At 68.8% G+C, this 18,946-nt stretch carries 16 protein-coding genes; 11 read left to right on the forward strand and 5 right to left on the reverse strand.

Annotated features, from left to right (window positions below; translation table 11 throughout):
- Window positions 1–76: 76 nt before the first annotated feature.
- Window positions 77–1,285 carry a S8 family peptidase gene (locus SACXIDRAFT_RS02995; protein ID WP_006236990.1) on the reverse strand — a complete coding sequence of 403 codons (1,209 nt, stop codon included), beginning with the start codon at window positions 1,283–1,285 and terminating at the stop codon, window positions 77–79.
- A 215-nt stretch (window positions 1,286–1,500) separates the two neighbouring features.
- On the opposite strand from SACXIDRAFT_RS02995, the gene SACXIDRAFT_RS03000 reads away from it, so the two are divergent.
- Window positions 1,501–1,782, forward strand: coding sequence for a hypothetical protein (locus tag SACXIDRAFT_RS03000; protein WP_006236991.1), 282 nt, complete (start codon window positions 1,501–1,503; stop codon window positions 1,780–1,782).
- Window positions 1,783–1,896: 114 nt separating this feature from the next.
- Here SACXIDRAFT_RS03000 and SACXIDRAFT_RS03005 read toward each other — a convergent pair whose 3' ends face one another.
- On the reverse strand, window positions 1,897–3,522 hold the full coding sequence (locus tag SACXIDRAFT_RS03005; RefSeq protein WP_006236992.1) for an acyl-CoA synthetase: 1,626 nt from the start codon (window positions 3,520–3,522) through the stop codon (window positions 1,897–1,899).
- A gap of 95 nt (window positions 3,523–3,617) precedes the next feature.
- Between SACXIDRAFT_RS03005 and SACXIDRAFT_RS03010 the strand changes: the two genes are divergently transcribed.
- Window positions 3,618–5,294: a bifunctional 3'-5' exonuclease/DNA polymerase gene (locus SACXIDRAFT_RS03010; RefSeq protein ID WP_006236993.1), complete on the forward strand. Its 1,677-nt coding sequence runs from the start codon at window positions 3,618–3,620 to the stop codon at window positions 5,292–5,294.
- 39 nt (window positions 5,295–5,333) lie between these two features.
- Here SACXIDRAFT_RS03010 and SACXIDRAFT_RS03015 read toward each other — a convergent pair whose 3' ends face one another.
- A complete protein-coding gene (locus tag SACXIDRAFT_RS03015; RefSeq protein ID WP_006236994.1) occupies window positions 5,334–6,233 on the reverse strand; it encodes an NAD(P)-dependent oxidoreductase in 900 nt (299 codons plus the stop codon).
- Between the two features lie 169 nt (window positions 6,234–6,402).
- Window positions 6,403–10,365 (reverse strand): ATP-dependent RNA helicase HrpA, encoded by a 3,963-nt coding sequence (hrpA, locus tag SACXIDRAFT_RS03020; protein WP_006236995.1) that lies wholly within the window; start codon window positions 10,363–10,365, stop codon window positions 6,403–6,405.
- Between the two features lie 246 nt (window positions 10,366–10,611).
- On the opposite strand from hrpA, the gene SACXIDRAFT_RS03025 reads away from it, so the two are divergent.
- A complete protein-coding gene (locus tag SACXIDRAFT_RS03025; protein WP_006236996.1) occupies window positions 10,612–11,259 on the forward strand; it encodes a hypothetical protein in 648 nt (215 codons plus the stop codon).
- Between the two features lie 80 nt (window positions 11,260–11,339).
- On the opposite strand, the gene SACXIDRAFT_RS03030 is transcribed toward SACXIDRAFT_RS03025, so the two are convergent.
- Window positions 11,340–12,503 carry an alpha-hydroxy-acid oxidizing protein gene (locus SACXIDRAFT_RS03030; protein ID WP_006236997.1) on the reverse strand — a complete coding sequence of 388 codons (1,164 nt, stop codon included), beginning with the start codon at window positions 12,501–12,503 and terminating at the stop codon, window positions 11,340–11,342.
- 92 nt (window positions 12,504–12,595) lie between these two features.
- Between SACXIDRAFT_RS03030 and SACXIDRAFT_RS03035 the strand changes: the two genes are divergently transcribed.
- The 8 genes from SACXIDRAFT_RS03035 to SACXIDRAFT_RS23880 all read left to right on the forward strand — a co-directional run bounded on the left by SACXIDRAFT_RS03035 (window position 12,596) and on the right by SACXIDRAFT_RS23880 (window position 18,653).
- Entirely contained in the window at window positions 12,596–13,660 is a 1,065-nt protein-coding gene (locus SACXIDRAFT_RS03035) for a DNA polymerase III subunit beta family protein (RefSeq protein ID WP_006236998.1), read from the forward strand.
- Window positions 13,657–14,328 (forward strand): hypothetical protein, encoded by a 672-nt coding sequence (locus SACXIDRAFT_RS03040; protein ID WP_006236999.1) that lies wholly within the window; start codon window positions 13,657–13,659, stop codon window positions 14,326–14,328. The genes SACXIDRAFT_RS03035 and SACXIDRAFT_RS03040 overlap by 4 nt, the downstream gene beginning before the upstream one ends.
- A 197-nt stretch (window positions 14,329–14,525) precedes the next feature.
- Complete coding sequence (locus SACXIDRAFT_RS03045; RefSeq protein WP_006237000.1) at window positions 14,526–15,950, forward strand: MBL fold metallo-hydrolase; 1,425 nt, start codon at window positions 14,526–14,528, stop codon at window positions 15,948–15,950.
- A 103-nt stretch (window positions 15,951–16,053) separates the two neighbouring features.
- Complete coding sequence (locus SACXIDRAFT_RS03050) at window positions 16,054–16,656, forward strand: rhodanese-like domain-containing protein (protein ID WP_006237001.1); 603 nt, start codon at window positions 16,054–16,056, stop codon at window positions 16,654–16,656.
- Between the two features lie 177 nt (window positions 16,657–16,833).
- Window positions 16,834–17,703: a sulfite exporter TauE/SafE family protein gene (locus SACXIDRAFT_RS03055; RefSeq protein WP_006237002.1), complete on the forward strand. Its 870-nt coding sequence runs from the start codon at window positions 16,834–16,836 to the stop codon at window positions 17,701–17,703.
- Between the two features lie 20 nt (window positions 17,704–17,723).
- Window positions 17,724–18,086, forward strand: a complete 363-nt coding sequence (gene trxA / locus SACXIDRAFT_RS03060) for a thioredoxin (RefSeq protein WP_006237003.1) — start codon at window positions 17,724–17,726, stop codon at window positions 18,084–18,086.
- Window positions 18,087–18,178: 92 nt separating this feature from the next.
- Window positions 18,179–18,457, forward strand: a complete 279-nt coding sequence (locus SACXIDRAFT_RS03065; RefSeq protein WP_006237005.1) for a metal-sensitive transcriptional regulator — start codon at window positions 18,179–18,181, stop codon at window positions 18,455–18,457.
- 31 nt (window positions 18,458–18,488) lie between these two features.
- On the forward strand, window positions 18,489–18,653 hold the full coding sequence (locus SACXIDRAFT_RS23880) for a DUF8730 family Cys-rich protein (protein WP_006237006.1): 165 nt from the start codon (window positions 18,489–18,491) through the stop codon (window positions 18,651–18,653).
- The last annotated feature ends 293 nt before the right edge of the window (window positions 18,654–18,946 follow it).

Raw genomic sequence — 18,946 nt, forward strand, 5'->3', positions numbered from 1 at the left:
ATCAGTAACGAGCCCGGCCCGGCGCGAGGTGCGCCGGGCCGGGAGGAGAAGTGATGTGCGGGTCAGGGTCCTGGCCTCAGCCTCCCACGTACAGCAGGCGGTTCGGAGTCTCACCTGTGGGGTTGGAGATGACGTCCGGCGTCGCCGAGGAGGTCAGCGCGTCGGCGACATCGGCGGGCGAGGCGTCCGGGTTGGCGGCCAGGTGCAGCGCCGCGGCACCCACCACGTGCGGGGTGGCCATCGAGGTACCGCTGATGGTGTTCTCGCTGCCGTCGTGCCACGCCGAGGTGATGTTCACGCCGGGGGCGTAGATGTCCACCACGTCGCCGTAGTTGGAGAAGGACGCCTGGCTGTCGTCCTGGTCGCTCGCCGCGACGGTGATCGCCTCGGCGACCCTGGCGGGCGACGAGTTGCTGGCGTCGGACGATTCGTTGCCCGCCGCGACACCAAACGTGACACCGGCCGCGATGGCACCGCGGACGGCCTCGTCCAGAGCCTCGTCAACACCGCCGCCGAGGCTCATGTTCGCCACGGAAGGCCCTGAGGCGTTCTCCGCGACCCACTCGACACCCGCGATGACCCCGGCGGTGGTGCCGCTGCCGTTGGCGTCGAGAACGCGGACACCGACAAGCTTGACGTCGGGGGCGACGCCGTAGGTGGAACCGCCGACCGTGCCGGCCACATGCGTGCCGTGGCCGTTCTCATCGGTGGCGTCCTCGTCGTTGTCCACGAAGTCGATGCCCGGTTGGAGGCGGTCGCCGAAGTCACTGTGCGCCGACACACCGGTGTCGATGATGTACGCCGTAACATCGGCGGCCGAGCTCGGCGGCGTGTAGCTGTCGTCGAGCGGCAGGTCACGCTGGTCGATGCGGTCCAGTCCCCACGACGACACCGCCCGTGTGCCCGGCTCGTCGGAGATGTGGAGGCGCTGGTTCTGGCTGACGAAAGCCACGGACTCGTCGGCGGCCAGCCGCTTCGCGGTCGCCTCGTCGGCCTTGACCGTGAACCCGTCGAGTGCGGTGTCGAACGTCTGCTTCACCGCGACGCCGTAGTCGCCGGCGAGCGAACGCGCCTGCGCCGCGACCTCCGACGCCGACAGCGAACCGGCCTGCTGGTCCTTCAGCACGACGATGTAGCTGCCGTCGATCGCCTTCGCCGAGTCCGCGTGCAGGACCTCGCCGGTCGCGGCCGACGCCGGAGCCATCGCGGTGGCGAACAGTCCTGTCACACCCACCGCGACGGCGCCGGTCAGGGCCGCCCTGGTGACTTTCCTTGAGGTGCCCATCGGATTCCTTCCGTGTCAGGCAACAACGTGGTGTGACCATGAGAGCGCCGACCGTGGAACATGGGCAATGATTCACATTTACCAGTTCTGGACCATTCGACCGAGTGAGCACTACTCCGTTCGGATCAAATCTTTCGCAGCGGATTCCTCACCAGGCGTTACAGGTGCTGCTAACGTGTTCCCAGATCGTTATCCAGGGCAGGCGAGGGGACACAATGAGTAGCACGACGGCGTTTTCGGAGGAGCTTCGGTCGGCGATCTCCACCAGCGGCCTGAGCCTCGACCGGATCCAAGTGCGACTCCAGCAACGAGGGGTGCCGGTGAGCGTCACCGCGCTGAGCTACTGGCAGTCGGGCAAGCGACAGCCCGAGCGGCAACGGTCGCTGCGCGCGGTGCTCGTCCTCGAACAGATTCTCGACGTTCCGACGGGGTCCCTGCTCAGCCTGCTGCCACCGCCACGCCCGCGTGGCATCGCCTCCCGCCGCCACCTGGCCTGACGCCGTGTCCGCACCTCCCGTACGCGTGTCCGCACTTGGTGTACGCGGCTTGTGCACAAGCTGCCGACACATGTGCACAGACTGCGAACGCGCGTGCACAGACTGCGGACACGGCTACGCCAGGGCGTTGCGGAGGATCTTTCCGGTGGAGTTCCGGGGCAGCGCGTCGAGGAACTCGACATCGCGCGGCACCTTGAACCTCGCGAGGTTGCCGCGCACGTGCTCACGGACGGCATCGGCGTCCACCGTGGAGCCGTCTCGGACGACGACGAACGCCTTCAGCCGTTGCCCGAACTCCTCGTCGGGCACGCCGATCACCGCGGCCTCGCGGATGCCGGGATGCGCCAGGAGCACGTTCTCGACCTCGACCGGGTAGACGTTCTCGCCACCCGAGACGATCATCTCGTCGTCGCGGCCGTCGAGGAACAGCAGGCCCTCCGCGTCGAAATGCCCGACGTCGCCGGTGGCGATGAGGCCGTCGATGGTGTCCTTGGCCCTGCCATCGGTGTAACCGGTGAAGGCGAGCCCGCTTCCCGCGAACACACGGCCGGTGACGTACGGCGTGGTGATGCGGCGTCCTTCGTCGTCGTACAGGGCCACGTGGCACCCGACCGGCGGCCTGCCCACCGTGCCAGGCGCCCGCGCCCAGTCCTGCGGTGTGGCGACCGTGGCGATCGCGACCTCGGTGGAGCCGTAGACGTTGTGGACGACGTCACCGAACGCCGCCCTGGCGCGGTTGCCGACCTCCGGCGCGAGTGCCGACCCGGCGACGAAGATCACCCGCAGGCTCGACGTGTCGTATCTGGCCAGTACTTCCGGTCCGAGGTCGAGAATCCGCTGAAGCATGGTGGGCACCACGACGAGAGCGGTGCACCGGTTCTCGGCGACGCCGCGCACCGTGGCCTCGGGGTCGAACCGCCTGCGCAACACCACCGTGCATCCGAGCGCGCAGGAGAGGATGAACTGGGAGATCCCGGTGGCGTGGAACAACGGCGCCCCGAAGTACGTCGCCTCACCCGTGCGCAGCGGGATGCGGTCGAGGAATTCGGCGGAACGCAGTGCGGAGACCTTCGGGCGGGGCGCTCCCTTCGGGGCCCCCGTGGTCCCGCTGGTCAGCAGGACGAAGCCACCCGGGCTGGCCGGCGCGGGCAGTGGGTGGTCGTCGGCACCGGCGATGACGTCGTCAAGCAGCGGCACATCCGGCGAGGTCGCCGCATCGGAGTCCGTCCACGCGAGGTACCGATCGACACCCGCGATGCCACCGAGCAGGTCCGTGAACTCCGCGTCGTGGACGAGTACGCCGACGTTCTCGCGCGCGACGACGTCGGCGAGCTGGGGTGTGGCGAACCCGGTGTTGAGCAGCAACACCGGAACGCCGAGCTTGCCAGCCGCCAGCAAGGTCAGCACGAGCCCTCGGTGATCGCGACACAGCACGGCCATGGTGGTGCTCGCCCTCACACCACGCCGCGCCAGTGCCCGTGCCAGCGCGTTCGACCGCAGATCGAGCTGGGCGAACGTCAGCGAGCCACGCTCGTCAACGAGGCCGACGGAGTGAGGGGAACGGCGGGCGGCGATGCGGACGGAACCGGCGAGGGGACCGTAGCGGCGAGTGAGGATCATCGACCGGACGGCTTCGTCGAGGCGGGGTACCGGCACGAGCCCAGCCCTGTGCAGCACCGCGATGCTCCGAGCGGTCCGTACCACTGCGCCCGCGACCCGGTCGAGCAGTGACAAGCCCATGCCCACCTCCTCGTCCCCACGACAACGCAAACCTACCGGCAAGTAGGTTACCTCGTCGAGGGTGAAATGTCGGTGGGCGACCGCACACTGTCCTGGTGCGCATCATCGTGGCGCGGCAGCCGGACGGCGGCTATCTGGTGCGCCCCAGCACACCCATCCCGGGTGCGCGAAAAGACGGGCTCCACGCGGCCGAGGCCGCCGCACTGATACGGAGGTGGGAACGCGAGCACGAGCCGAGATGGGTGTTCCCCTCGGTCGGGCACGACTACCCTCCGTTGGTCGCCGACGGCGTGCGGATCGGTCGATGCATCGATCTCGCGCTGACCGAATACCTGCTGCTCGCCCACGCGGGCCGCCACGGGGAATCACGTTCGCTCTCCTCCGCCTACGCCAGGGCGAAAGGACTGCCGCCTCCTCTCGCCGCTGACTCCGGTCCGGCGGACGACGGCGACGAACCGACCCTGTTCGACCTCCACCACTCGGGTCTTCCACCGGGTGTGGACCCCGGTGAAGCGGCGGAAGTCGTTCTCCTCGACCAGGAACAGCGGATTCGCGATCTCCCTCACCCCGATCGGATGCGCTTGCTCGTCGCGGCCGAGGCCGCCAGCGCGCTGGCCGCCGTGGAGATGTCGGCAGACGGGCTGCCGTGGCGTGCCGACGTGCACAGAAGACTGCTCACCGACCTACTCGGCCCCAGAGTGCCGTCAGGGCAACGACCTCGCAGACTCGCCGAACTCACCGAGCGGGTCGCCTCGGCGTTCGGTGGAAGACCGGTGAACCCGGACGCCCCCGGCAGCATCGTGCGCGCATTGCGCAGGGACGGCGTCGAGGTGACCTCCGCCCGCGCCCACGCCCTTCGCAGAATCGACCACCCCGCGATCGCGCCGCTGCTGGAGTACAAGGAACTCGCCCGCCTGCACTCCGCCCACGGCTGGAGTTGGCTCGATCAGTGGGTGCGCGACGACCGGTTCCGCGGCGTCTACGTCGTGGGCGGTGTGGTGTCAGGCCGCTGGGCGAGCCGAGGTGGGGCGGCCCTGCAGATTCCGAAGGTGCTGCGCGAGTGCGTGCGCGCCGACGAGGGCTGGACGCTCGTCGTGGCCGACGCCGCGCAACTGGAACCGCGTGTCCTCGCCGCGTTGTCCGGTGATCGCAGGCTCGCGGAGGTGTCGGCGTCGGCCGACCTCTACGCGAGCCTCGCCTCCACCATGTTCGGCAGGACGCCCCGCGGCGACGACCGCGACCGCGCGAAAATCGCGATGCTCTCGGCGATGTACGGCGGAGTGGCAGGTGAGGCTGCCTCACTGCTCGCTCTGCTGCGACGGCGGTTCCCGCACGCCGTGTCCTATGTGGAGCACGCGGCCCTTCAGGGCGAGCGCGGTGGTACCGTCCGGTCTCGCCTCGGCAGGACGTCACCCCTTCCTTCCGAGGAATGGCGCACGCTCACAGGCGGCAACGGTGACGAGGAGACAGCCCGGAGGGTCGCGCGCGACTGGGGCCGCTTCACCCGCAACTTCGTGGTGCAGGCCAGCGCGGCCGACTGGACCGCCGTGTTCCTCGCGATGCTCCGCCGACGCCTGCCCGCACCGGCACACCTGGTGTTCTTCCAGCACGACGAGGTGCTCGTGCACTGCCCCGCCGAGCTGGCCGACCGCGTCACCACGGAGCTGGCCGGGGCGGCGATAGAGACCACCACGCTGGTGTTCGGGCCTTCGTGCCCGGTGCGGTTTCCCATGCCCACCACGGCTGTCGAGGTCTACGCCGATGCGCCGTGAACTGCGGACACGCGTGCGGGAACTGCGGACACGGCGTCGCTAGCGCTTCGTCAGCAGCTCGAACAGGCTGGAGAAGCCCTGCCCACCGTGGCCGTCGGCGATGCGCTGATCCATCAGTTCCTTGACCTCCCGCATCCGCACTGCCTCCACACCGAGAGATTCTCTGTGGCTGATCAGATCGTCCATCAACGCGGCCTGCACCCGGAGAGAGCCGAGATCGGGCCCGTACTCGCCGCTGCCGATCGCCTTACCCATCATGGTCAGCAAGGGCGGATATGCGGCGACCGAGCCCGCGACGCGCTCAGCGAACGCCTCCACCTCGACGCCTTCCGCGTGAACCACGCTGAGCGTGTGCAGGAAACCGATCAACAGTTCGTATCCCATCGCGACCTGGGCGAGGAACTCCACGGCTGCAAGGCCGGCGTCTTCGCCGTGGTACGCGACGCCACCGAGTTCCCGCAGTATCGGCTCGTGGGCGTCGAACGCACTGCGGGAACCGCTGAACGAGAGCGAGACGTTCGACGTACCCACATCCGGCGGGTCTCCCATGATCTTGCCGTCGAGATACTCGGCGCCCCGTTCTCGCGCCCAGCGCTCGTTGGATCGCGCCTGGCTGGGAGAGCCACTCGTGAGGTTCACCAGCACCTTGCCCGCGAGCGAGCTCGTGACGGAGCCCAGTACCTCGTCCACCGCTGCGCTGTCCAGCAGGCAGACCACGACGAACCGGCTCGCCTCCACCGCCTCGTCGGGAGTAGCGGCCGCCGAGGCCCCCGCTTCGACGAGCGGGCGGCATTTGCTCGCGGTCCTGTTCCAGACCGTCGTTCGGTGCCCGCGTTCGACGAACGCCCTGGCGATCGCCGATCCCATGTCGCCGAGGCCCAGTACGGTCACCGGGTCTGCGGCAAGACTGCCTGTCGTGCCAGTCGCTGTCGTGGTCATCGTCCCTCTATCCTCACTCCCTGCCAGCCTGACGGCGGGCACACCGACAGCCTGGTATCTCCAGTAACGTCGAGGTCAAGGGAATTCGGCCGAGTGTCCACACCGGCCCTGAAATCCCGCATTGCGTACAGGAAGTGCGGACACGCGTGCAGGAAGTGCGGACACGGCGTCAGGGGGCTGCGGTGTCCAAAGCTTTCAGCACTCGCTTGAGCGAGACGGGATAGGCCGTGCCGAGGGTCTGGGCGAAGAAGCTCACCCGTAGCTCCTCGATCATCCACGGGATCTCGGCCAGCTCAGGGCTCGGGTCCGTGCGAGGGGGCAGCGCGTCAACCACAGCCTGATACTCCTGCCGAAGCCACGCGATGTCCCGCAGCCGCTCGACGTCGCGCGCCGGGTCTGAGGGCAGCTTGTCGAGCCTGCGCTCGATTCCCCTGACGTACCGCACCAGGTCGCCGAGCCTGTCGAAGCCCGTCTCGGTGACGAATCCGGCGTGGACGAGTCCGGACAGATGGGCCCGGATGTCCTGAAGGGACTCGGTGAGGGCGTCACCGCGCACGGTCTGCAATCTCGCCTCGACGTCGTGCGCCGCGCGCAGCACGTCCTCCACGGTGCGCAGCACGGTCAGCACGGTGCCGTTCAGCCCTGAGCGCACCCGTTCGAGAAGGGGCGCGAAGTTCCGTTCGTCCCATGCCGGGCCGCCTGCTCCTGCCATGAGCTTGTCCACGGCACAGTTCACGCAATCATCGACCAGTGCGGCTACCCCGCCGTGGGGATTGCGGGTCAGGACCAGTTTCGACTCGTTCGACAGGTGACGGTTGACGTACTTCGCGGGCGAGGCGACGTTGAGCCGCAACAGTTTGCGCGTGCCCCGCCACATCGCCGCGCGCTGCTGGCCCGGTGTGTCGAGCATCCGCACGGCCACGCTGTCGCCCTCATCAACCAGCGCCGGATACGCCTTCACCTCGTGTCCGCCGCGCCGGGCGGAGAACTGGCGCGGCAGGGAACCGAAGTCGGGGGTACGCAGACCCGACCGCTCCAGGTCGTCGGCGGCGGCGGAAATGGTGCTGCGCAACTGGTCGCCGAGTTTGTCGCGCAACGCTTCGAGGTCCTTGCCTTCGGCGAGCGTCCTGCCGCGCTCGCCGACCACCCGGAAGGTCACCTTCAGATGGCCGGGCACCGACGAGAGCTGCCACGCTTCCAGCGGCACCTCCACCCCGCGGAGCCGCTCCAGCGCCAGCCCCACCGTCGGCAGCAACGGACCGTCGGCGGGGCCGACCTCGGCCAGCACCTGCCGTGCCGTATCCGGCGCAGGCACGAGCTGACGCCGCAACGGTTTCGGCAACGACTTGATCAGCGCGGTGACGAGTTCCTCACGCAGACCGGGAACCTGCCATTCGAAGGGGCCTGCGGCGACCTGGTTCAGCACCGCGAGCGGGATGTGAACGGTCACGCCGTCCTCGTCGGCCCCCGGCTCGAACTGGTAAGTGAGGTCGAACGTCAGGCTGCCCTGCCGCCACGTGTCGGGATAGTCGGCCTGCCGCACGTCGTCGGCGCGCTCGTTGACGAGCATGGCTTTCTCGAAATCGAGCAGGTCCGGCTGCGTGGCCCTGGTCTTCTTCCACCACGTGTCGAAGTGCCGCGCCGAGGTGACCTCGGCCCCGACGCGCTGGTCGTAGAATTCGAAGAGCGTCTCGTCGTCCACGAGCAGGTCACGCCGCCGTGCCCTGTTCTCCAGGTCGGCGACCTCGTCCAGCAGCGCGCGGTTGTCGCGGAAGAAGCGGTGATTGGTGTCCCAGTCGCCCTCCACGAGAGCATGACGGATGAACAGTTCCCGCGACATCTCCGGATCGATCCGGCCGTAATCGACCTTCCTGCCGACCACGAGCGGGATGCCGTACAGCGTCACCCGCTCCAGCGCCACGACAGCGCCCCGCTTACGTTCCCAATGCGGCTCCGAGTACGTGCGCTTCACCAGATGCTGGGCCAGCGGCTCGATCCACTCTGGTTCCACCCTGGCGTTGACCCTCGCCCACAGCCGGGAGGTCTCGACCAGTTCGGCCGAGGCGATCCACCTCGGCTGTTTCTTGAACAACGCCGAGCCGGGGAACACCGCGAAGCGGGCTCCGCGCGCCCCGAGGTAGTCACCCTTCGCCGGGTCCTTGAGCCCGACATGGGACAGCAGTCCCGCGAGCAGTGCGGTGTGGACGCGCTGCGGGTCAGCGGGCACGTCGTTCAGTGTGATACCGAGTTGTTTCGTCAGCTGGCGCAGTTGCGAGTGGACGTCCTGCCATTCCCTGATGCGCAGGTAGTTCAGGTACTCGGCCCGGCACAGTTTGCGGAACTGGTTGTTCGACAGCGCCCTCTGCTGTTCCCTGACGTGGTTCCAGAGGTTCAGGTAGGCAAGGAAATCGGAGTTCGGGTCGGCGAAGCGGGCGTGCAGCTGGTCGGCGTGCTGCTGCTTCTCCGAAGGCCGTTCGCGCGGGTCCTGAATGGACAGCCCTGAGGCGATGACCAGTACCTCGCGCACGCAGCCGAGCGACGCGGCTTCCACGATCATCCGGCCCATCCTGGGGTCAACGGGCAACTGCGCCAGTGTGCGCCCCACCTGCGTGAGTGCCTGCCCCTGCCCGGCCTTACCCCGTGCGGACCCGCTCCGTGCCGCCCCGCGCTGCGTGGCCTTGCCCTGCCCCGATCCCGGCGTTTCGAGTGCGCCCAACTCGGTGAGCAGCTGCACGCCGTCGGTGATCTGCCTGCGGTCGGGCGCCTCGACGAACGGGAAGGCGCCGATGTCGCCGAGTCCGAGCGAGATCATCTGAAGGATGACCGAGGCGAGGTTGGTCCGCAGGATCTCGGGATCGGTGAACTCGGGCCGTGAGGTGAAATCGTCCTCGGAGTACAGCCGGATACAGATGCCGTCGGAGGTGCGCCCGCATCGTCCCTTGCGCTGGTTGGCCGACGCCTGCGAGATCGCTTCGATGGGCAGCCGCTGCACCTTCGTGCGATGGCTGTAGCGGGAGATACGGGCCGTGCCGGGGTCGATGACGTACTTGATGCCCGGAACGGTCAGCGACGTCTCGGCCACGTTGGTCGCGAGCACGATCCGGCGTCCCCGGTGCGGCGCGAAGACGCGGTGCTGGTCGGCCGCCGAGAGACGCGCGTACAGCGGCAGGATCTCCGTGTTCGGCAGGTCCATGCCCGCGAGCGCTTCCTCAGTGTCCCTGATCTCCCGCTCGCCGGAGAGGAATACCAGGATGTCGCCCTGGCCCTCCGCTCGCAGTTCGGTGACGGCGTCGCAGATGGCTTGCACCTGGTCGCGGTCCTCGGCACCGGGATCGTCGGGATCGACGATCGGCCGGTACCGCACCTCCACCGGGTACGTGCGGCCGGAGACCTCCACGATCGGCGCGCCGTCGAAGTGCCGGGAGAACCGCTCGGGGTCGATGGTCGCCGAGGTGATGATCACCTTCAGGTCGGGCCTTCGCGGCAGGACACGCTTGAGGTAGCCGAGCAGGAAGTCGATGTTCAGACTCCGCTCGTGCGCCTCGTCGATGATGATCGTGTCGTACTGCCGCAGCAGGCGGTCGTTCTGGATCTCGGCGAGCAGGATCCCGTCGGTCATCACCTTGACCAGGGTGTCGTCGCCCGAGGTGTCGGTGAAGCGCACCTTGTAGCCGACCGCCGCGCCGAGGTCGGTCTTCAACTCGGCCGCGATGCGCTCGGCCACCGTTCTCGCGGCGAGCCTGCGCGGTTGTGTGTGCCCGATCTGCCCGCGCACACCGCGCCCGAGGTCGAGACAAATCTTCGGAAGCTGCGTGGTCTTACCCGAGCCCGTCTCCCCCGCGACGATCACCACCTGGTTGTCGCGGATGGCCTCGGCGAGGTCGTCCCTTCGCCTGCTGACGGGCAACTCGTCGGGGTAGGTCACCTCGGGCAGCGATTCGCGGCGCCGCCGCACCCGCTCCTCGGCCTTCTCCACGTCCACGGCGATCGCGGCCAGTATCCCGGGTTTGGGTTCGCGTGCCTTGCCGAGCCCGTCGAGCCGACGGCTCAGCCGGTGCGCGTCGCGCACCGTGAGGTCGGAGAGGCGGGAACGCAACTCGCGAAGCGACTGCGGAAAGGATGAGGGGGACATACGGCGGCCAGCTTAACCGGCGACCCTCGGGCGACGGCCACCCGTTTTCCGCACAACGCACGGTGTCACCGTCACCACCTGCGGGTACGCTGCGACGCCATGACTCAGCCGTGGCAATCTCACACTCCCGGCCAGCAACCGCCTCAGCAGCAACCGCAGCCAGGGGCGTGGCTCGCACAGCCGAATCCCCCTCATGTCCAGGGCCAGGGATACCCGCAACAGTTCCAGCCCCAGCAGTATCCGGCGATGCCGAACCAGCCGTCGCAGCAACCACAGCCTTTCCAGCAGCAGCCTTACCCCGGGCAGCCGTACGGCCAGCAGCCGTACCCGGGGCAGCCCTACCCTCCGCAACCCGTGCCGGGACAGTTCCCCCATGGGCCCGTTCCGCAGGGACCGCTCACCCTGCCCGGGTGGGGTGCCGTCCCGGCCGCACTGGGCGTGGTGGCCTCCCTCGTAGGTCTTCTCGTGCTGCCGTGGGTAACCATCGGCGACAACTCGCTTGGCTTCCTCGACTTCCTGGACGCGGTCGGCGACAACCTGTTCGTCATGCCGGACATGTACGTGGCCTGGCTGGCTTTCGTGGCTGTGGCCCTGCAACCGCTGTACGCGCTGCCCTGGACACTCGGTGCCGTGCGCACGCAGAAAGTGGCGAAGCTGATGAGCGGCCTTCCCCGCACCCGGCTGACCCACGCCACCTTCACGCGGTTCCGCCTGCTGGTGGCGACCAGCGCCCTCACCATCCTCATCCTCCACGGTCTCGGCATCGCGATGCTGTTCGAGGGACACTTCGACGTGGCGGACCCCGGCCCGTGGGTGCTGCTCGGCGGGGTTGTGCTGACGTTGGCCGGCAACCTGATCGGCCCGCGAAAAGGTCCGGGTCTTCCACAGGCGTGAGACATCCGTTGCCGTGTGGCCAGGGCCGCTGGACGGCAACGGCTGGGTAGCGGCGCCCAGGTCACCTCGCCGTGCCGGGGTCACCGTCGCACGAGTGAGTTCCGTCCGGCGTCGGCGGCACTGCGGTGGCCACACAACGCCAGCGTGAGGTCGAGATCAGCGAGCAGGCAGCGCAGCACGTGCCGCACGCCGTCCTCGCCCCCGTGGGCCAGCCCGTAGACGTAAGGGCGGCCCACGAGCACCGCCTTCGCACCCAATGCCAGCGCCTTCACGACGTCGGCACCCGTGCGGATACCCGAGTCGAACAGCACGTCGAGCCGGTCTCCCACCGCGGAGGCGATGGTGGGAAGCACCTCCAGCGCCGCGACGGCACCGTCCACCTGCCGCCCGCCGTGGTTCGACACGACGATGCCATCCACCCCGGCGTCGGCGGCACGTAGCGCGTCATCGACGTGCTGGACGCCCTTCAGCACGATCGGCCCTTCCCAGTGTTCGCGCAGGAACGGCACCGCGTCCCAGTCGCGGTCCGTTCCGGTGATCATCGAGATCCAGCGCAGCACGGCCGTCGCGGGGTCCTCCTCGGGCGTGGCGTCGAGCCGGGAGCGGAACACCGGGTCCGTGAACGGCACGGCGGTACCCTCACCTCGAAGGAAGGGCAGGTATCCGTTGTCGAGATCGCACGGCCGCCACCCGAGCGACCACGTGTCGAGCGTGACGACCAGCACCGTGTATCCAGCGGCGCGTGCCCTGACGAGGATGCTGCCGCACACGTCGGGATCGTTCGGCCAGTACAGCTGAAACCAGCGCGGCCCCGCGCCCGAGGCGGCCGCCACCTCCTCGATGCTCGTTGACGACGCGGTGGACAGCACCATCGGCAGCCCCAGCCCTGCGGCGGCTCTCGCGGTGGCAGGCTCGGCGCCGGGATGCACGATGGACTGCGCCCCCACCGGGGCGAGCACCACGGGCGCGGGCAGCGTCTCGCCGAGCACCGAGGTGGTCAGGTCTCGCTCGGTGGCTCCGGTGAGGATGCGGGGCACGAGTCCCCAGCGCTCGAACGCCTCCCGGTTCGCGCGCATCGTCGCCCCCGCCCCCGCGCCTCCCGCGACGTAGGAGAACGGCCCCGATTCCAGCACCCTCTCGGCGGACGATTCGAGGCGGGTGAGGTCCGTCGTGAACGCCGGTGGCGTTCCCCCGTAACCGGACAGGTAGATCTCGCTCTGGTAGTTCCCGAACCGCTCGCCCATCCGCGTCTCCTCCCGCCGTGCCGCCGACTCGCCGTTGTGCCGCGCATCCTACGGTTGACCTTCAAGCCACTCGAGGCCACAGACTCTGCCTCATGGACACGATCAGCGCCTTCGCAGGCCGCGTCGGCCTCACCCCGAGCGCACTGCGTTTCTACGACGACTGCGGCGTCCTCCGTCCGGCACACGTGGACCCCGACTCCGGATACCGCTACTACGACACGGGGCAGGAGCGCGATGCCGTGCTGCTGCGCACGCTCAGGCAGGCGGAGGTACCGCTCGCCGACATCACCGCCGTCCTGGCCGGTGAACCCGACCGCGCCCGCGAGATACTGACGGCCCACGCCCGCAGGCTGCGGGCCCGTGCCGACACCGCGCACGCCGCCGTGGAGGCCGCGCTGCGCATGGTGGAGCGGCCCGCCCACGGGGAGATCTCCGTCGGTGGAGCCGAACTCGCCAGCGCGATCAGGCAGGTGGCTCCGGCAGCCTCTCGCACAGGTGAGATCGCCGCACTCGGCTGCGTCCTGGTGGAGTGGACAACCGACGCGCTCCGGCTGGTGGCCACCGACCGTTATCGCCTCGCGGTCAGGGAACTCGTTCCCCACCGCGTCACGGGAAGGCCGGACCAGCTGCTGATCCCGGTCGAGGCGATGCTCAACGCGCTGCCGTGGGGCTTGCGTTACGACGTCGTGCGGCTGGTCGTTGACGCGGAAACAGCACGCCTCGTCGCCGAGGACGGCAAGGACGGCACCGAGGATGTCGTGCCGCTGCCCGTGCACACCGGCGACTACCCCGACTACCGCGGGATTCTCGACGCGCTCGGGCCGCATACCAGCCGGATCGTCGTCGGCCGCGACGCGTTGCTCGGCGCGCTGGACACGGACGGCGAGGCCGTGGTGCTGGAGACCGACACCGACGCGCTGAGGGTGGGCGACACCACCGTGCCCGCCGTGTGCTCGGGCAGCGCACGCCTGGCCTTCGATCCCGCCGTGCTGGCGCCTGCCGTGGCCTGTGGCGTCGGCCCCGACGTGCTGCTGGAGATCACCGCCGCCGACCGGCCCGCGGTGGTCCGCTCCGCCGACCAGGGCAGCTTCACCACGCTCGTCATGCCGGTCCACATGCGACAGCAAGAGAACACTCACGAGGAAGGACAGCCATGACCGCACAATCCACACAGCAGTCGCTCGACAAGGACAACCCCGTGATCGCGTTGTGTTCGCAGGGAATGCGCGCGGAAGCGGAAGGCAGGCCCGCCGAGGCGAAGGCACTGTTCGAGCAGGCGTGGGAGCGGGCGGGCGACGACTACGAAGCCTGCGTCGCCGCACACTACCTCGCCCGCCACCAATCCACGATCGCCGACGAACTGCACTGGAACCAGGTGTGCCTCGCCCGCGCGGACGCGGTGGGCGACGAGCGGGTCGCCGCGTTCTACCCGTCGCTGCACGCCTGCATCGCCCGCTGCCACCGTGCACTCGGCGATGCCGAGCAGGCCGCCACGCACTTCCGCCACGCGGCAGACCGGCTCGGCGCGCTGCCCTCGGGCGGGTACGCCGACTGGTTGCGCTACGCCGTGGCGGAGGGTCTGCGGGACACCGGTGCCGTCGTCCACAACTCCGGGGAACAACGCGTGGCTGACCTGCTCGACCTGTTGTGCGAGCAGCGTGATCTGCGGTCGCTGGCCGTGCTGCTGCCCGCGTTCTGCGGGCACACGGGCACCTCGCAGGATCGGCGGCGGCTCGCCGAGGCCGCGCATCGGTTGCACGCGGAGCGCCGGTTGCCCGCCGAGGCCGAGGACATCCTGCGCGCTGCGCTGACCGCGTTGTCCTGACCTGCGCGCTGGACCGTCCGGGGCCAGCGTGCGAACCACGTCGCACCCACCCGGTCCCGGACGGCCGAGGCGATCACAGCCACGCCTGCCGTGATCGCCGTCACCCGACCCCGACCAGCGTCTCCCACCGTGTTTGCATACCCCCCCGGGTATATGCCAGACTGACGAAGGCACACAGACCGCACGAGGGAGATGCCATGCTGCTTGAACGCATTTACGACGACGATCTCGCCCAGGCCAGCTACTTCGTCGGCTGCCAGGCCAAGGGCGAGGCGGTCGTGATCGACGCTCGTCGCGACATCGGCGAGTACCTTGACCTGGCACAGCGGCACGGGATGCGGATCGTGGCAGTGACGGAGACGCACATCCACGCCGACTACCTCTCCGGGACGCGAGAGCTGGGAGCGGCGACCGGAGCCGAGGTGTACGTCTCGGGTGAGGGCGGCGAGGACTGGCAGTACGGCTTCGACGCCACCCGCCTTTACGACGGTGACGCCATCACCATCGGCAACATCACGGTGCGAGCCAGCCACACCCCGGGCCACACGCCCGAACACCTCTCGTTCCTGATCACCGACGGTGCCTTCAGCGACGATCCGGGCTACCTGCTCTCCGGAGACTTCGTGTTCGCGGGCGACCTCGGACGCCCCGACCTCCTCGACGAGGCGGCCGGTGGGGTTGACACCCGATTCGAGGGCGCTCGCCAGCTCTTCGCGAGCCTCCGCGACCGCTTCCTGACCCTGCCCGATCACGTGCAGGTCTACCCCGCACACGGCGCGGGCAGCGCCTGCGGCAAGGCGCTGGGCGCGCTGCCCTCGACCACGGTCGGGTACGAGCGGCTCAACGCCTGGTGGGGCCCGTACCTGCGGGACAACGACGAGCAGGGCTTCATCGACGAGCTGCTCAGCGGGCAGCCCGACGCCCATGCGTACTTCGGCCGTATGAAGCGGCAGAACAGGGAAGGCCCCGCCGTCCTCGGACCGCTTCCGGAACTCGCCGAACTGGCCAACGCGGAGATCGCCCGATCACTCGACGCGGGTGAAATGATCTTCGCCGACACCCGGTCCCACGCCGACGTGCACGAGGGCACCGTCGCGGGTGCGCTCAACATTCCGGGCCCTGGCAAGGCCGCCACCTACGGCGGCTGGGCCTACGACCCCGAGCGGGAGAGCCGCCCGCTCGTGCTGCTGGCACGTGATCAGGAGATGGCGCACGCCGTGCGTGATCACCTCTTGCGCGTCGGCATCGACACCGTCGCGGGCTACACCACGAGCCTCGACGACCTGCCGATCGTCAAGCCTTCGGTCATCTCGCCCGCCGAACTGGAGGGCTTCGACGCCGCACTGGTGCTCGACGTCCGCAACAAGACTGAGCACGCGGCCGGACACATCCCGGGTTCCGAGCAACTGAGCGCCGGCCGGGTGCTCTGGAACCTCGACACGCTGCCCGCCGAAGGCACCATCGTCACGTACTGCCAGAGCGGTGTGCGTAACTCCGTCGCCGCGAGCGCCCTGCGCAGGGAGGGCTACGACGTCGTCGAACTCGACGGCAGCTACGCGGGATGGACGGCCTGGAACGCGGCACGGCAGGACCGCGACGAGCCGGTGTCCGCCGGAGCGTAACGCCCCCGGCACCAGCGAACACACACCCCCTCGCGGTGGTCGCCGGCTTTCCGGCGACCACCGCGCGACCACCACCATTTTCCCCGAAACGGAGACCGACCTCATGGATCGAGCGACCACCAACGGTGTCTCGCCCATCGACCCTGCCGAGTTGAAGAAGCGGCTCGCCGAAGGCGACAAGCTCACGATCATCGACGTGCGCACGCCTGCGGAATTCGAGTCCGTGCACATCCGCGGTTCCTACAACCTGCCCCTGCCGCTGTTGTCGAAGAACCCGCACGACCTCGCCGAGCGCATCAGTGGCCAGGCGGTGCTGATCTGCCAGTCCGGAGTCAGGGCCACGCAGGCGCACCAGCGGCTCGCCGCGGTGGGTATCTCCCACGCGAGTGTGCTCACCGGTGGGATCGCCGCGTACGAGGCCGCAGGCGGTGACGTGATCCACGGAGCCCAGCGCTGGGACATGGAGCGTCAGGTTCGCATGGCAGCGGGTTCGCTCGTGTTGCTCGGGCTCGCCGGCGCCAAGCTGATCACCCCGAAGCTGGGCTACCTCTCCGCCGCGATCGGCGCGGGGCTGACATTCTCGGCTCTGACCAACTCCTGCGGCATGGCAGCACTGCTCGCGAAGATGCCGTGGAACCGCACGGCAGCCGACCCCACGGTCGAGGATGCCTTCAACAGCATCCCGACGGCGCCCCAGCAGTTCTGAGGAAACCGTCGTGTCACACCTCACGGGTGTCGCCGAAGCCGCCGGGAAGCACCGGGTGCGCACCGGTTGGGCTGGCCACGGCCTGTTCAGCCGGTCGGGCATCCGCTCCGGCCGGCTTCGGCTCCACCACCGCCCGGTGAGCACACCGGGCTCACGGCCTCACGGAAGGCAGGAGACATGGGAATCTCTGTGATCATCGTTCTGGTTCTCGCCGTGGCCGTGGGGTTGTCGCTCGGGCTGCTCGGCGGCGGGGGCTCCATCCTCACGGTCCCGCTGCTGACCTACGTGGCAGGCATGCCCGCGAAGGAGGCCATCGCCGCGTCCCTCTTCGTCGTCGGCACGACGTCGCTGATCAGCGCGATCACGCACGCGAGGAAGGGCAACGTCCGCTGGCGCACCGGGCTCGTCTTCGGTGCCGCGGGCATGGCAGGCGCCTTCGTCGGTGGACTCGCGGGTGGCTACATCCCCGACACCGTCCTGATGATCGCGTTCGCGTTGATGATGGTCGCCACCGCGACCGCGATGATCCGGGGCAAGAAGAAGGCGACCGGCGAAAACTCCGGGCACGGCGACCTTCCGCTCAAGCGCATCATCCTCGACGGACTCGTCGTCGGCCTCGTCACCGGGCTCGTCGGAGCGGGCGGTGGATTCCTCGTCGTCCCCGCACTCGCGCTGCTCGGCGGACTTCCCATGGCCATCGCCGTCGGAACCTCCCTGGTGGTGATCGCGATGAAATCCTTCGCGGGACTCGCCGGATACCTCACCACGGTGGCGCTCAACTGGCCTCTGGTCCTCGGAGTGACCGCCGCCGCGATCGTCGGCTCGATACTCGGCGCCATGCTGACCTCCCGGGTTCCTGAGGCGGCGCTGCGCAAGGGCTTCGGCATCTTCGTGCTGGTCATGGGTGTCTTCGTGCTCACCCAGGAACTGCCACCGCCCGCCGGGCTCGTCGTCGGGATCGTCGCGGCGGCGCTGGCAGGGCTGGCGATCATCTGCCGCCTGACCACCGACCGGTGCCCACTGGTGCCGCAGCCACAAGCGCGATAGCGCCCACCGAAAGGAGCGAGATGACCGCATTCGAGCTGACACAGGACAACTTCACCCAGACCGTGGCCGAGAACGACATCGTCCTCGTTGACTTCTGGGCGGCCTGGTGCGCACCGTGCCGCAGGTTCGCCCCGATCTTCGAGGCCGCAGCGACCGCTCACCCCGACATCGCCTTCGGCAAGGTGAACACGGAGACACAGCCCGCGCTGGCGAGGGCCGCGAAGATCTCGTCCATCCCCACTCTGATGGCCTTCAGGGAAGGCGTGCTCGTCTACTCCCAACCCGGCGCGCTGTCCTCAGCCGCGCTGGAACGTGTCATCAGCTCGGTGAAGGATCTGGACATGGCGCGCGTTCGGTCCTCGATCGCGGCAGCCGATACCTGACCCGCCGCCGGTGCGATCGAGCCGGACCACAGAGGACGTGATCGCACCCCGGCTCCTTCGAGCCACAACGAACGAAAGCGAGTGATCGCCCGATGAGAAACGCCGACCCCGAAACCCAGCGTCGCATCCTCAACCGGCTCAAGCGCGCCCGAGGTCAGCTCGACGGCGTGATCGCCGCCGTGGAGAACGGAGGTTCCTGCCGGGATGTCGTGACCCAGCTCGCCGCCGTGTCCACGGCACTCGACAGAGCCGGTTTCACGATCGTCTCGAACGCCATGAAGTACTGCATCACCGACCCCGAGGAAACAGCCAAGGTCGAGGACGGTCTGACGACCGACGAGCTGGAGAAGCTCTTCCTCGCCCTGTCGTGATGAATCACCCAATCCAGGAAGGACAACTCTCATGTGCCGTCCAGTGACATGCCGCAAGTGCGGGAAGACCACCTGGGCCGGATGCGGCCAGCACGTGGACCAGGTTCTGCGCGACGTACCGAAGAGCCAGCGCTGCCAGGGCCACGAGAACGAGCCCAGCAATGGAGGGCTGCTGTCGCGCATCTTCAACCGCTGAGAAGAACCCCGGCAACGGTCCCGTGAACACACCGGTGAACAACCGGACCACCTGTGTTCACGGGACCGTTGCTGTGTCGTGCGATCGTGGTCTCGCGCGACCGCATCGGCCGGTGTACCTGCCCCGGCGACGCGACCTGAGGTTTTTCCGCCGCGGGGGGCCACGTAGACTGCCGGTGCCGCGCGGTGGCTCTCGGTGGCTCCCGGTGGCTCCCGGTGGCTTCGACACCACCGTGGCGACGATGCCCCGAGTGGACGGCGTTGAGCCGCCACAGGCCGAGGTCACCGCTTCCG

This window comes from Saccharomonospora xinjiangensis XJ-54 (assembly GCF_000258175.1).
GTDB lineage: Bacteria > Actinomycetota > Actinomycetes > Mycobacteriales > Pseudonocardiaceae > Saccharomonospora > Saccharomonospora xinjiangensis.

Bases quoted from the DNA above. Each gene is read 5' to 3' on its own strand.
- SACXIDRAFT_RS02995 (WP_006236990.1), bottom strand. From the start codon at position 1,285: ATGGGCACCTCAAGGAAAGTCACCAGGGCGGCCCTGACCGGCGCCGTC.
- SACXIDRAFT_RS03000 (WP_006236991.1), top strand. From the start codon at position 1,501: ATGAGTAGCACGACGGCGTTTTCGGAGGAGCTTCGGTCGGCGATCTCC.
- SACXIDRAFT_RS03005 (WP_006236992.1), bottom strand. From the start codon at position 3,522: ATGGGCTTGTCACTGCTCGACCGGGTCGCGGGCGCAGTGGTACGGACC.
- SACXIDRAFT_RS03015 (WP_006236994.1), bottom strand. From the start codon at position 6,233: ATGACCACGACAGCGACTGGCACGACAGGCAGTCTTGCCGCAGACCCG.
- hrpA (WP_006236995.1), bottom strand. From the start codon at position 10,365: ATGTCCCCCTCATCCTTTCCGCAGTCGCTTCGCGAGTTGCGTTCCCGC.
- SACXIDRAFT_RS03025 (WP_006236996.1), top strand. From the start codon at position 10,612: ATGCCGAACCAGCCGTCGCAGCAACCACAGCCTTTCCAGCAGCAGCCT.
- SACXIDRAFT_RS03030 (WP_006236997.1), bottom strand. From the start codon at position 12,503: ATGGGCGAGCGGTTCGGGAACTACCAGAGCGAGATCTACCTGTCCGGT.
- SACXIDRAFT_RS03035 (WP_006236998.1), top strand. From the start codon at position 12,596: ATGGACACGATCAGCGCCTTCGCAGGCCGCGTCGGCCTCACCCCGAGC.
- SACXIDRAFT_RS03040 (WP_006236999.1), top strand. From the start codon at position 13,657: ATGACCGCACAATCCACACAGCAGTCGCTCGACAAGGACAACCCCGTG.
- SACXIDRAFT_RS03045 (WP_006237000.1), top strand. From the start codon at position 14,526: ATGCTGCTTGAACGCATTTACGACGACGATCTCGCCCAGGCCAGCTAC.
- SACXIDRAFT_RS03050 (WP_006237001.1), top strand. From the start codon at position 16,054: ATGGATCGAGCGACCACCAACGGTGTCTCGCCCATCGACCCTGCCGAG.
- SACXIDRAFT_RS03055 (WP_006237002.1), top strand. From the start codon at position 16,834: ATGGGAATCTCTGTGATCATCGTTCTGGTTCTCGCCGTGGCCGTGGGG.
- trxA (WP_006237003.1), top strand. From the start codon at position 17,724: ATGACCGCATTCGAGCTGACACAGGACAACTTCACCCAGACCGTGGCC.
- SACXIDRAFT_RS03065 (WP_006237005.1), top strand. From the start codon at position 18,179: ATGAGAAACGCCGACCCCGAAACCCAGCGTCGCATCCTCAACCGGCTC.
- SACXIDRAFT_RS23880 (WP_006237006.1), top strand. From the start codon at position 18,489: ATGTGCCGTCCAGTGACATGCCGCAAGTGCGGGAAGACCACCTGGGCC.